Raw genomic sequence first — 11,586 nt, 5'->3', positions numbered from 1 at the left:
AGGCAAGGGCCCCGTCTTCACGGGCCAAGACGCGGGCAGTCATCGCAGACGATCCCGTAGCGAAAGCCTCGACGCAGAAGTTGCGCCGTCTTGTCTCGCACGTCATGAATGGGTGGAGGGCAGAAGCAGCGCCGCGTCCCAGCCCGCGGACCGCGGAGGATGAGCCACCGCGGCCGAGGCGCCTCCAGGGTTCGGGGGCTTTGTCCTCGAAAGGAGTGACGGGTATGTGGATGATTCCGCTGACCGTCGTGCTTAGGGTCGAAAGGACCCGGACCGGCTGGGCTGTCGAGATCCGGGTCCAATTCATCCGGTAAGCACAGGGGGTCGGAGTTAGCGCTCCGGCTCCCGCTCTTTGAAGATATGCGAGATCGGCTCGAACGGCAACTCGCGCGAGCGATCGATGCCCGTCCCCGTCGGCCTCTTTGCAGTCGAAGGAGGAGCCCGGTGATGTCCCCGCCGCGCGAAAACCCCGATCTTCTGATAAGGATCGCGCCATGACAGACGCATCTTCCGGCGACTCGCAGGAGCCGCAATTCACCACCGCCTTCACCCCCGACCATGGCCGTTCCGTTCCGGTCGCGCCCGGCGTCCTGAGGGTGACGGCGAACAATCCCTCTCCCTTCACCTTTGCCGGGACGAACAGCTACGTCGTCGGTGGCGCGGATCGCTGCGTCGTCGTCGATCCCGGCCCGGCGGACGCGGCGCATCTCGCCGCCTTGCTGGATGCCGTCGGCGGCCGGGCGGTGGACGCCGTCCTCCTCACCCATTCCCATTCCGACCACTCCTCGCTCGCGGCGGACTTCTCGTCGAATGTCGCGGCGCCGCTTCTGGGTGCGCGCCGCGGCTCCGTCGTCGAGGCCGGTGACATCCAGCACCTCGACGCCCCGCCTGCCGGCGACTTACCCTATCAGCGCCACCTCGATGACGGCGAGACGCTCCGCCTCGGCGGCCATGCCATCGAGGTGGTGGCGACGCCGGGCCATGCCTCCGACCACCTGGCCTTTGCGTTTCCCGATCTCGGCATTCTGTTGTCCGGCGACCACGTCATGGCCTGGTCGACCCCGGTCGTCGCCCCGCCGGACGGCGTGATGGGCGACTACATGGTCTCGCTGGACAAGCTCCTCGGCCGGGCCGAGACCCGCTATCTGCCCGGCCATGGCGGCCCGGTCGAGCGGCCGATCCCCTTCGTGCGCGGCCTGATCCGGCATCGGCGCATGCGCGAGGCGGCGATCCTCGGGCGGCTTCAAGCCGGCGACGAGACGATTCCGGCCATCGTCGCCGCCACCTATCCCGGCCTCGACCCGCGGCTTGCCGGCGCGGCCGGCCTGTCGGTGCTGGCCCATCTCCTCGATCTGCAGGCGCGGGGGAAGGTTCGCGAGGAACGGGCGGACGGCGACGGCGGCGCCCGATACCGGCTGGCGGCGGACTGAGCGAGCCTCACGAACCGGTCGACACCTGCCCCGCGAGGGCGGTGTCGAGATCGGCGAAGAAGCTCTCGAGAAACCGCCGGTTCTGGCCGAAGTCGACCTCTATCTGCAGCGAGGTGGAGCGGGCGTCGACGAAGGTCTCCCGGCCGTCCTCGACGATGCGGATGGTGACGGCGCTCGGCAGGCCGAGGAGCATGTCCCGCGCCGTCGCGTCGATCCGGTACTGGTCGCTGTCGCGGGTTCCCGCGAGATCGGCGGCGCTGATCTGCTCGGCCTCCGCCCGCGACGTCGGGATCGGCACGTCGACTGTGCCGCTGACACCGAGGTCGCCGGCCTCGCCGTCCGGCAGGTCCTCGGGATCGCCGAGGACGACGTCGTCGACTTCCCAGCCCTTCTCCGCCAGCGCGAGGCGGACGGCCTTGTAGATCTCCGGGGCGGCCGCGAGATAGCGCCGTCCGGTGACGATGCTGGGCGCGTCCTCCGCGCTGATCGCCCGCTGCCAGCCCGGCAGCGTCCGACCGGCCGCGGCGATCACGTCGGCGACGGCGTCCGGCTCCATGCCTTCGCTGTAGGCGACGTTGGCGCGGGGATTTTCGAGCGCCAGCCACGCAGCGAAGAGGAAGGGCGCCAGTGCCAGGAGCGACAGGACGAAGGCCCCGATCGCCTTGCCGCCGCCGAGCAGCCCGCCGAACCAGACCCGCGCGATCCCCCAGACGGCGATGATCAGGCCGAGGCTCGCCATCACCGCCGACAGGATCAGGAGACCGGCCAGGGCGCGCGGCTCGATGCCGCCGAGCCGGAAGACGGTGAAGCCCGCAACGACGAGCACGATGGCAAAGAGCGCCAGCCAGCGGGCGAAGCCCGCGAGCCGCAGCCGCTTGCGCAGATAATGGCCGCGGACCGGAAGATTGCCGAAGGCGAGGGTCATGGAGCGGGCTCGATCATGGTCATGATCCCAGTCTTAGCCGAAACGGGCCCCGCCGGAAACGCATCCATCGTCCTGATCCCACACCGCAAATCGCCGCGTGGCGGCAAAGGCCGCCCCCCTCACGCCGTCGGCAGCACATAGTCGCGGAACGTGTCGCGCAGCGCCGTCTTGCGGATCTTGCCCGCCGCCGTGTGGGGGATCTCCTCGACGAAGACGACGTCGTCGGGCATCCACCACTTGGCGATCTTGCCGTCGAGATAACCCAGCACCTCTTCCTTGGTCGGCTCCCGGCCCTCCCGCTTGACGCAGACGAGCAGCGGCCGCTCGTCCCATTTGGGATGCTTCAGCCCGATCACCGCGGCCTCGGCGACGTCGGGATGGCCGACGGCGATGTTCTCGATCTCGATGGACGAGATCCACTCGCCGCCGGACTTGATGACGTCCTTCGCCCGGTCGGTGATCTTCATGTAGCCGTGCTGGTCGATATGGGCGACGTCGCCGGTGTCGAACCAGCGTTCCTCATCGAAGAGTTCGGCCCCCTGGTCCTTGTAGTAGGCCTTGGCGACGGCGGGCCCGCGCACCTTCAGCCGGCCGAAGGTCTTGCCGTCGCGCGGCAGGGTGCGGTTCTCGTCGTCGGTCACCTTCATCTCGACGCCGAAGGGCGGAAACCCTTGCGTCTCCTCGACGGCGAGAAGCTCGTCGCCGGCAAGACCCGCATATTCCGGCTTGATGGCGCAGAGCGTCCCGAGCGGGCTCATCTCGGTCATGCCCCAGGCGTGCACCACCTGCGCGCCGTAGCGGTTCTGGAAGGCGTCGATCACCCGGCGCGGACAGGCCGAGCCGCCGATGATGACGCGCTCCAGATCCGGCAGCTCGCCGCCATGGGCTTCGAGATGTTGGAGCAGCATCAGCCAGACGGTCGGCACCGCGGCGGTGCAGGTCACCCGCTCCTCGGTGAGCAGCTGGTAGACCGAGGCGCCGTCCATCTTCGGACCGGGCATGACCAGCGTCGCCCCGGTCATCGGCGTCGTCAGGGCGATGCCCCAGCCATTGGCGTGGAAGAACGGCACGATCGGCAGCATGCGGGACGAGGAGGCGAGGTTCATCGCGTCCGGCGCCTGAGCGATCATCGAATGCAGGACGTTGGAGCGGTGGGAATAGACGACGCCCTTGGGATTGCCTGTCGTGCCGGAGGTGTAGCACATGCCCGCCGCGGTGTTCTCGTCGAACTCCTTCCAGGCGAAGTCGCCGTCGGCGCCCTTCAGCCATTCCTCGTAGGCGACGGCGTTGGGAAGCTTGGTCTCGGGCATGTGCTCGGCGTCGGTGAGGACGATCACCTTGGTCAGGCTGGGCACGGCCGGCGCCAAAGCCTCGATCAGCGGCAGGAAGGTCAGGTCGACGAAGACGAGCTTGTCCTCGGCGTCGTTCATGATCCAGGCGAGCTGCTCGGGGAACAGCCGCGGGTTCAGCGTGTGGTAGATCGCCCCGATGCCCATGATGCCGTACCAGCATTCCAGATGCCGCCAGGTGTTCCAGGCCATGGTGGCGATGCGGTCGCCGAGGCCGTAGCCTTCCCGCTCCAGGAGCTGGGCGATCTTCAGCGCCCGTCCGCGCACCTCGCGGTAGTTGGTGCGGTGCATCGGCCCCTCGACCGAGCGGCTGACGACCTCGCGCAGCGGATGCTCGTTCGCCGCATGGTCGATCACCTTCGAGCACAAGAGCGGCCAGTCCTGCATCAATCCGCGCATCGTCTTCCTCCCGCTGAGAACTTCGCTCGCATCGCCCGCATCCCCGGCGCCGAGCCTTTTCGTTGCGGGCAGTGTGTCGTGAAAGCCGGCGCCTTGTCCAGCCGGGGGCACACGGACAAAGTTTGGACATTTCCCCTCGTCACAACCCGGGCAAGGGACGAAAGCAAAAGGAGTTCGTCATGCAGATGGATCAGGCGGTCGAGGGCGATCCGTTCGAGACGGGCGAAGGCGTCGAGGCGGTCGAGTTCGAGCTGGCGCTCGGGGCGAGCGACATCGGCGAGACGCTGTTCGAGGATTGCGTGCGGCGGGCCGCCGAGATGATCGGCGGCGAATTCCTCTTCGCCATGCCGACCGACGGCTCCTTCGAGGATGCGAGCGAGATCGCCGCGATCCACATGGCCCAGTCCGACGAAGGGCGAGGCCGGGTGTTCTTCGCCGTCCTCAACGCCGAGGGCGACGCCATGCGGGTCGCCGACCGGGACGAGGTGGGCGATCGCTTCCACGGCTTTGCCCGGGCCTTCGTCGGGGTCCTGTCGCGCATCCGCGACGGGATGCCGTCCTTCGGCCAGATGCAGCCGGAAGGCGAGGCCTGAGGCGAGCCCGGCGGCCCTGCCGCCCGCCCGTCCCTTGCTCGCTCGCCGCCCGCCGGCCCTACCAGCGCAGGAGCCGGCTGCCGGCGAGCGCGCCGGCCGCGACCAGGATCATCGTCGCCAGCGGATACCAGATGGCGACGAAGAGCGGCGAATCGTCCGAGCAGTGGGCCGCGTAGAAGGTCGCCGAGATCCCCGCGGCGACGAGTCCCGCGGTGGCGCCCGTCAGCCCCGGCCGCGTCGGCGCCTGCTGGGACAGGGCATAGAGCAGCAGCAGGAGGACGGGCGCGCCGATCGTCGGAATGGCGATCAGGCAGGTCATGGCATTCTGGCCGATCGCCCGGATGGGCCAGGTCGCCTCGGGCATCACCAGGAGCTCGACCCCGGCCGCCGCCAGCAGCAGAAGCGCGGGGACGAGCAGCATCGGCAGGCGGCTCCGCCACGGCCGCGCCGGCCGGGCCAGGGCGGCGAGAAGGCCGAGCGCCGTCACCGCCAGCAGGCCGGCCTCGATGAACTTCATGTCGAAGCGGATCGACCCGAACGAAGCGAGGAAGTCCGGTCGCGGGCCGAGCAGCGGCATGAACACGGCAAAGGCAACGACGGGCGAAGCGGCGGCGGCGAGCCACAGCGGCAATCCGGCCTGACGTTTGCGCCGGGTGAATTCCCCCGACAGATCCGCGATCAACTCGTCCGTCTGCATCATTCTCTTCCAAACTTCTTGGCGATCGCTGACAACCCCCGGTGAAACGCCACCCTCACGGCCCCTTCGCTCATGTCGAGCTCGCGGGCCGTCTCGCTGATCGACTTGCCTTCCACCGACAGCGCCGAAACGACGGCCTGCTGCCGGCCGCCGAGCGAGGCGACCGCCCGGCCGACGTCGTGGGCGACGGCGGTCGGCGTCGCCGACGGATCCTCGAAGACGTCACCCATCGCCTCGATGTCGATTTCGATTCGCCTGCCGCGCCGGCGGTAGGCGTCGATCGCCTTGTAGCGGGCGATCGCGAACAGCCATGGCGCGACCGGCTCACCCGGCCGCCAGGTGTGCCGCTTGGAGTGAACCGCCAGGAGGATTTCCTGGACCAGATCCTCCACGTCGAAGCCGGCCGAGTGTCGCGGCATGCGGCTCGCCGCGAACCGGCGGACGATCACCGCCGCATCGGTCAGGAACGCCCGATAGGCCCTTTCGTCACCCGCCAGCGCACGCCGCAGAAGGTCGTCGAGCCCCTGGAGCTTGGACGAGGAGGCAGGCTGCATGAGGGTACCTTCGAAGCGGTCCGCGACTTTGTTTCGACCATGCCGAATTTTTTCGTGGCTGGCATCGCATTGCCTTCACTTGCGCGTGAAAGCAATGCGATATCGTAACGGAATTCCCGGCGAAGGCGAACCGGCGGAACGAGGCCACGAACGGCCTCGTAAAGCAACGTCCTCAACGGGAGACCCGACATGGATCGTCGTACCTTCAGCCTGGCACTCGCCGGCTCGCTCGCCGCCGCCGCGGCCCTTGCAGCCACCGTTCCCGCATCCGCCGCCGAAGAGACCGTCAAGTGCTACGGCGTGGCGCTCGCCGGCCAGAACGACTGCGCCGCCGGCGCCGGCACCACCTGCGCCGGCACCTCCACCGTCGACTACCAGGGCAATTCCTGGAAGGCCGTGCCGGCCGGCACCTGCGAGACGATGGAACTGCCGGGCGAGCGCATGGGCTCGCTCGAGCCGCTGACCCGCGACCTGCCGAGCTGATCCGGCCCTGATCCGACGGGCGGGTCCGGCATGGCGCCGGATCCGCCTTTCCGCCTCCTTCATCCGCCGGGAGAAACCACCATGGCGCTGCCGATCGCTGCAGGTGTCGGGCTGAAGCCGGAACATGTCGACGAAATCCTCGCAACGCGGCCCGAACTCGGCTTCTTCGAGGTCCATGCCGAGAACTACATGGGCGAGGGCGGCCTGCCCCACCATCAGCTGGCGGCCATCGCCGGGCGCTATCCGCTGTCGCTGCACGGCGTCGGCCTGTCGATCGGCGGCGAGGGCGATCTCGACCGCGACCATCTGAAACGCCTGCGCCGCCTCGTCGAGCGCTACCGTCCCGCGAGCTTTTCCGAGCATCTCGCCTGGTCGACCCACGCGAGCACCTTCTTCAACGATCTGCTGCCGCTGCCCTATACGCCCGAAACGCTGGAGCGGGTCGCCCGCCACGTCGCCGAGACCCAGGCGTTTCTCGGGGCTCGGATGCTGCTCGAAAACCCCTCGACCTATCTGGTCTTCGAGGAATCGACGATCGACGAGATCGACTTCCTCGCCGCGGTCAGCGAGCGCACCGGCTGCGGCCTGCTGCTCGACGTCAACAACGTCGTCGTCTCATCGATCAACCACCGCCTCGACCCCGTCGCCTACATCGACCGCTTCCCGCTGGACAAGGTCGGCGAGATCCATCTCGCCGGCTATGACGAGGTCGTCGACGAGGCCGGCGAGCGCCTCCTCATCGACGCCCATGCCTCGCCGGTCCTGCCCGACGTGTTCGACCTCTATCGCCACGTGCTGAAGCGGGCCGGCCCGTTGCCGACCCTCGTCGAATGGGACAACGACGTGCCGGAGTTTCCGGTGCTGTTTGCCGAGGCGCAGCGTGTTGCGGCAGCATTGGAGGACGCTCGGCGCGGCCTGCCGGAGGCGGCGCTTCGCCGCTCCGCCGCGTGAGCGGGGCCGCCGCGAAGAGGGTGGGCGCGAGCCAATTCGCAGCCGCGCTCCTGCCGCGCGAGGCGGCGATGCCGGAAGGTCTCTCCACCCGTTCCGGCCGGCGCGACGCCGCCCGCTTCGCCGTCTATCGCAACAATGTCGGCGTCGGGCTGACAAGGGCGCTTGAGCGTCGCTATCCGGTGACGCTGCGGCTCGTCGGCGAGGACTTCTTCCGGGCGATGGCGCGGGAATCCGTCGCGCTCGCCCCGCCGACCTCGCCGGTGATGCTCGCCTATGGCTCGCAGTTTCCGGAGTTCGTCGCAAGCTTCCCGCCGGCGGCCGGCATCGCCTATCTTGCCGACGTCGCCCGGCTCGAGGACGCCATGGCCTCGGCCTTCCATGCCGCCGACGAGGCGTGCCTCGCCATGGATGCGCTGACGGCGATCCCGCCGGACGACCTCGGCGACGTCCGGCTCACCGCCCATCCCGCCGCCCGGCTCGTCTCCTCGCCGTATCCGGTCGGCACGATTTACGCCCGGCACAACCGGGATGCCGTCTCGCCCGTCACGCACTGGCGCGCCGAGACCGTCCTCGTCACCCGGCCCCACACACGCTGCGAGTTGCAGGTCCTGCCGGACGAAGAGGCGGGCTTTGCCACAGCGCTCCTGTCCGGCGAGGCGCTCGGCCCGGCCGCCGAAGACGCGGCGAGCCGCGGCGGCTTCGACTTCGGCCGCGCGCTGCTTCGCCTCGTGTCGGCCGGCGCCTTTTCGGCCGCGGTGAATTCAGCTCAGAAGGAAGCTCGCCATGTTTGAAAGACTGCACCGCGTCGAGGCGATGCTCGCCGCCATCCCCGCGTCCCTGCCGCTGCTCGCCCTGCGGCTTGCCCTCGCCGTGCCGTTCTTCCGGTCGGGCCTCACCAAGTGGGACGGCTTCCTGCAACTGTCCTCCGGCGCGAAATACCTGTTCCAGCAGGAGTTCAAGCTCCACATTCTCGGCGGCCAGTTCGCCTATCCCTTGCCGCTGGTGTCGGCCTCGCTGGCCGGCATCGCCGAGATCGTCCTGCCGATCCTCCTCGTCCTCGGCCTCGGCACCCGCTTTGCCGCCGTCGCCATCCTGGCGATGACGGCGGTGATTCAGCTGACCATTCCCGGCGGCTGGGCCAATTTCCATCTGCCCTGGGCAGCCATGGCCTTGGCGCTGATCGTCTATGGCGGCGGCAGGCTGTCGCTGGACGCGCTGCTCGCGAAACGGTCGGCCGGCAGCGGCGGGCCGGCGACGCGCCCCGTCTGAGCGAAGGCGCGGGAGGCAGGATCGCCTCCCGCAACGCCGCCCTCACAGCAGCCGCTTCGGCTGCCAGCCGACCGCTTGGAGGCTGGTCTTCGACGGCGTCGGGTCCGACGTCAGCATCAGGCCGTGCAGGTCGGCCGTGACATCCGCCTTGCCGCGGCCCAGCGCCGCGATCACCCTGTCGTCCTTGACGTAGAAGGCGGTGTAGCTGCCGGCCGCAAGATCGCCCTCGACATGGCACTCGTCATAGTCCTTGGCGTGGCCGACATAGTGGATCGGGCCGTATTGCGCCGACCAGAAGAACGGGATGCCGGTGAAGGGGCTGGTCTCGCCGAGCATCGCCCGGGCGGCGTAGCGGCCATGCTGCTCGGCCACCCGCCAATGCTCGATCCGCGTCGCGTAGCCCCGCCCGTGCAGCGGGAAGTTCGCCACGTCGCCGCCGACGAAGAGGCTGGCATCCACCGACAGATCCGGCCCGACGTCGACGCCGCCGGCTTCCTCGGCCGCCTCGCCGAAGATCGACAGCCGCGGCTTGGCGCCGACGGCGATCAGCACCATGTCGGCCGACACCATTTCGCCGCTCGAAAGATGCACGGCGCTCACATGGCCGCGCTTTTCCTCGATCGCCGCGACGCCGGTGTTGGTCTTGACGGTGACGCCCTTGGCGCGGTGCTGGCCGACGATCTGGCCTGCGACCGCATCGCCCCATTTGCTCGCAAACGGCAACGTTTCCTGCGAAACCACCGTCACCGTCTTGCCGTTCGATGCGAAGCTTGCGGCGGCCTCCATCCCGATGAAGCCGGAGCCGACGATGACGATGTTCTGCGCAGCATCGGCCGCTGCCTTCAGCGTCTTGCCGTCGTCATGGGTGCGCAGCGTGAAGACGTTCGGCAGATCGGCGTTTTCGAGGGGGAGGGTGGCGGAATCGCTGCCCGGTGCGGCGAAGCAGCGGTCGTAGACGAGGCCCTCGCCGACGCCCTCCTTCCCGGCAAAATGGATGGTGCGGTTCTCCGCGTCGATCCGCTCGACTTTCTCGGTGATCCGCTCGACGCCGATCGCATCGAGCCCCCCGGTGCCGACGAGGGGAAGATCGTCGTCGGAGGTCTTGCCCGCCAGATAGGTCTTCGACAGCGCGGTGCGGTCGTAGGGGGTCTCGCCATCGTCGGAGAACATCACGATGCGCCCATCGAAGCCCCGGCGCACCAGTTCCTGCGCGCAGGCGAGGCCGCCCGCGCCGCCCCCGATGATGGCGAAGATCCGGTTGCCGCCGGCCTTGCGAGTGGCGGGGTCGACCTCCGGCCGATGCTCGCCGGCACCCTCCGGCACTTCGATCAGCACGCGGCCGTCCACCACCGCCGCCTCGAAGCGATTGAGGCAGCCCTGGCCCGGCGGCTCGATGTGATCGCCGGTCGCAAGGTCGAAATTGGCGTGATGCCACGGGCAGATGAGGCGGGTGCCGATGCGCGTGCCGTTCTTCAGCGGCGCGCCCTTGTGGGTGCAGTGGGCGCCGGTGGCGAGCACCCGGTCGCCGTCGCGGGCAAGCAGGATCTTGATCCCGCCCGCCTCGACTTCGTGGAGGCCGTCCTCGGAAAGGTCGGCGAAAGCGGCGACGTCGTGTTGCATCGAGCCGGTCCCTGTCTGTCTGGAATGGTTCGAAGCCAACGGTGTCGATCGGCGAGGGTTCCCGGCGGTCTGCCTGCGCCGCGCGATTGCGAGCCACCGGACAGGCGGTGAACACGGGGAGGACGGAAGGCGCATGAAAAAGGCGAGTGACTGAGCCACTCGCCTCGAATCAGGTCTGGAAGGAAATGAGCTTCTGCCGGATCACGCGGACGGGATGTTCGCGCCCGGTCTCGATCGGGCGCGTCTCTGCCGTGGAAGCGTGCTCCGGCCTCGGCTCGTCCGGTCTGTTAGACGTAGACGCCGCTCTTTACCAGGACCGGCGCGCCGACATTGACCCGATCGTAGAGGTCGATGATGTCCTGGTTCATGAAGCGGATGCAGCCGGAGGATTCGTTGGTGCCGATGGTCCAGTATTCCGGCGAGCCGTGCAGACGATACAGCGTGTCGCGCCCGCCCTGGAAGAGGTAGAGCGCCCGGGCGCCGAGCGGGTTCATGATGCCGCCGGGCATGCCGCCGGCATATTCGGCGAGTTCGGGCTTCCTCTGGATCATCTCGCGGGGCGGCGTCCAGGTCGGCCAGATGCGCTTCATCCGGACGTCCGCGCGGCCGCTCCAGCCGAAGCCTTCACGCCCGACGCCGACGCCGTAGCGCATCGCCCGGCCACCGGGCATGACGTAATAGGCGAATTTCGCACCCGTATCGACGACCACCGTGCCCGGCTTCTCGCCGGTCGGATCGGCGACTTCCCGGCGCAGGAACTGCTCGGGGACCCGGCTGAGATTGACCGCGGGAATCACCTCGCCATTGTCGACCATGCGGCCATACATGGCCCGGTAACGGGAGCTGCCGTAGCTTCCGCCGCCGGAAAACGCGGTCAGCGTCGAGATCGTCGCGCGCGAGGCGCTGGCGCAGCCCGAACCCGCCACCATGGCGCCGAGACCGGCAACCGTCAGGAAGCCGCGCCGCGACAGAAGTCGTTCGTTGAAATCACTCATCGTTCCAGCCTTGTACGTATTTTTGCCGATGCGGCCATTCTACGGGCGCATCCTTCGGAAAACCTTTTTACACAAACCGCCGTCCGGCCAATCGGTTCCACCATCACGGACGCTTGAAAGCCCGTCGCTTCGCTCAAGGGTGTGGCACGGGCGACATGCCGCATCGTCATCGGTCTGCCGCCTTTCGGTCCATCGCGGCACCCCCGGCAGAAAAACTTATCCCCACCCCCTCGGCCCTCCGGCATCATCCCCTCACCGCCGGCCCGCGACACGGGCACGAATGATCACCGGGATCGTTCGGGGGCCGGCGGGCGGTGTCCG

General features: G+C 68.6%; 12 protein-coding genes. 6 read left to right on the top strand and 6 right to left on the bottom strand.

Annotated features, from left to right (window positions below; all coding sequences use genetic code 11):
- The first annotated feature begins 494 nt into the window (after positions 1-494).
- A complete protein-coding gene (locus ATO4_RS19260) occupies positions 495-1,430 on the top strand; it encodes an MBL fold metallo-hydrolase (RefSeq protein WP_083593173.1) in 936 nt (311 codons plus the stop codon).
- Positions 1,431-1,437: 7 nt separating this feature from the next.
- Here the strand turns inward: ATO4_RS19260 and ATO4_RS19255 are convergent, their stop codons facing one another.
- Positions 1,438-2,355, bottom strand: a complete 918-nt coding sequence (locus ATO4_RS19255; protein WP_083593172.1) for a DUF1499 domain-containing protein — start codon at positions 2,353-2,355, stop codon at positions 1,438-1,440.
- Positions 2,356-2,474: 119 nt separating this feature from the next.
- On the bottom strand, positions 2,475-4,103 hold the full coding sequence (locus ATO4_RS19250) for a long-chain-fatty-acid--CoA ligase (protein ID WP_083593171.1): 1,629 nt from the start codon (positions 4,101-4,103) through the stop codon (positions 2,475-2,477).
- 179 nt (positions 4,104-4,282) lie between these two features.
- On the opposite strand from ATO4_RS19250, the gene ATO4_RS19245 reads away from it, so the two are divergent.
- A complete protein-coding gene (locus ATO4_RS19245; RefSeq protein ID WP_083593170.1) occupies positions 4,283-4,696 on the top strand; it encodes a hypothetical protein in 414 nt (137 codons plus the stop codon).
- 58 nt (positions 4,697-4,754) lie between these two features.
- Here the strand turns inward: ATO4_RS19245 and ATO4_RS19240 are convergent, their stop codons facing one another.
- Positions 4,755-5,396: an NrsF family protein gene (locus tag ATO4_RS19240; RefSeq protein WP_245308838.1), complete on the bottom strand. Its 642-nt coding sequence runs from the start codon at positions 5,394-5,396 to the stop codon at positions 4,755-4,757.
- On the bottom strand, positions 5,393-5,947 hold the full coding sequence (locus tag ATO4_RS19235; RefSeq protein ID WP_083593168.1) for a sigma-70 family RNA polymerase sigma factor: 555 nt from the start codon (positions 5,945-5,947) through the stop codon (positions 5,393-5,395). The genes ATO4_RS19240 and ATO4_RS19235 overlap by 4 nt, the downstream gene beginning before the upstream one ends.
- Positions 5,948-6,136: 189 nt before the next feature.
- Between ATO4_RS19235 and ATO4_RS19230 the strand changes: the two genes are divergently transcribed.
- The 4 genes from ATO4_RS19230 to ATO4_RS19215 all read left to right on the top strand — a co-directional run bounded on the left by ATO4_RS19230 (position 6,137) and on the right by ATO4_RS19215 (position 8,650).
- On the top strand, positions 6,137-6,430 hold the full coding sequence (locus ATO4_RS19230) for a DUF2282 domain-containing protein (RefSeq protein WP_083593167.1): 294 nt from the start codon (positions 6,137-6,139) through the stop codon (positions 6,428-6,430).
- Between the two features lie 81 nt (positions 6,431-6,511).
- A complete protein-coding gene (locus tag ATO4_RS19225; RefSeq protein WP_083593217.1) occupies positions 6,512-7,381 on the top strand; it encodes a DUF692 domain-containing protein in 870 nt (289 codons plus the stop codon).
- Positions 7,382-7,401: 20 nt separating this feature from the next.
- Positions 7,402-8,172 carry a DNA-binding domain-containing protein gene (locus ATO4_RS19220; RefSeq protein ID WP_176223061.1) on the top strand — a complete coding sequence of 257 codons (771 nt, stop codon included), beginning with the start codon at positions 7,402-7,404 and terminating at the stop codon, positions 8,170-8,172.
- Entirely contained in the window at positions 8,165-8,650 is a 486-nt protein-coding gene (locus ATO4_RS19215; RefSeq protein ID WP_083593166.1) for a DoxX family protein, read from the top strand. Before ATO4_RS19220 ends, ATO4_RS19215 begins: the two co-directional genes overlap by 8 nt.
- Positions 8,651-8,692: 42 nt before the next feature.
- On the opposite strand, the gene ATO4_RS19210 is transcribed toward ATO4_RS19215, so the two are convergent.
- Positions 8,693-10,270: an FAD-dependent oxidoreductase gene (locus ATO4_RS19210; protein WP_083593165.1), complete on the bottom strand. Its 1,578-nt coding sequence runs from the start codon at positions 10,268-10,270 to the stop codon at positions 8,693-8,695.
- Between the two features lie 287 nt (positions 10,271-10,557).
- Entirely contained in the window at positions 10,558-11,265 is a 708-nt protein-coding gene (locus ATO4_RS19205) for a L,D-transpeptidase (protein ID WP_083593164.1), read from the bottom strand.
- Positions 11,266-11,586 lie beyond the last annotated feature (321 nt).

It is taken from the genome of Aurantimonas sp. 22II-16-19i (genome assembly GCF_002088275.1).
Taxonomy (GTDB): Bacteria; Pseudomonadota; Alphaproteobacteria; order Rhizobiales; family Rhizobiaceae; genus Jiella.
Note: the sequence above shows the minus strand (reverse complement) of the source record. Positions and strands in the feature narration are given on the sequence as shown.

What these genes read in the sequence shown, in the direction of transcription:
- ATO4_RS19260 (WP_083593173.1), top strand. Translation starts at nt 495, where the DNA reads ATGACAGACGCATCTTCCGGCGACTCGCAGGAGCCGCAATTCACCACC.
- ATO4_RS19255 (WP_083593172.1), bottom strand. Translation starts at nt 2,355, where the DNA reads ATGACCCTCGCCTTCGGCAATCTTCCGGTCCGCGGCCATTATCTGCGC.
- ATO4_RS19250 (WP_083593171.1), bottom strand. Translation starts at nt 4,103, where the DNA reads ATGCGCGGATTGATGCAGGACTGGCCGCTCTTGTGCTCGAAGGTGATC.
- ATO4_RS19245 (WP_083593170.1), top strand. Translation starts at nt 4,283, where the DNA reads ATGCAGATGGATCAGGCGGTCGAGGGCGATCCGTTCGAGACGGGCGAA.
- ATO4_RS19240 (WP_245308838.1), bottom strand. Translation starts at nt 5,396, where the DNA reads ATGATGCAGACGGACGAGTTGATCGCGGATCTGTCGGGGGAATTCACC.
- ATO4_RS19235 (WP_083593168.1), bottom strand. Translation starts at nt 5,947, where the DNA reads ATGCAGCCTGCCTCCTCGTCCAAGCTCCAGGGGCTCGACGACCTTCTG.
- ATO4_RS19230 (WP_083593167.1), top strand. Translation starts at nt 6,137, where the DNA reads ATGGATCGTCGTACCTTCAGCCTGGCACTCGCCGGCTCGCTCGCCGCC.
- ATO4_RS19225 (WP_083593217.1), top strand. Translation starts at nt 6,512, where the DNA reads ATGGCGCTGCCGATCGCTGCAGGTGTCGGGCTGAAGCCGGAACATGTC.
- ATO4_RS19215 (WP_083593166.1), top strand. Translation starts at nt 8,165, where the DNA reads ATGTTTGAAAGACTGCACCGCGTCGAGGCGATGCTCGCCGCCATCCCC.
- ATO4_RS19210 (WP_083593165.1), bottom strand. Translation starts at nt 10,270, where the DNA reads ATGCAACACGACGTCGCCGCTTTCGCCGACCTTTCCGAGGACGGCCTC.
- ATO4_RS19205 (WP_083593164.1), bottom strand. Translation starts at nt 11,265, where the DNA reads ATGAGTGATTTCAACGAACGACTTCTGTCGCGGCGCGGCTTCCTGACG.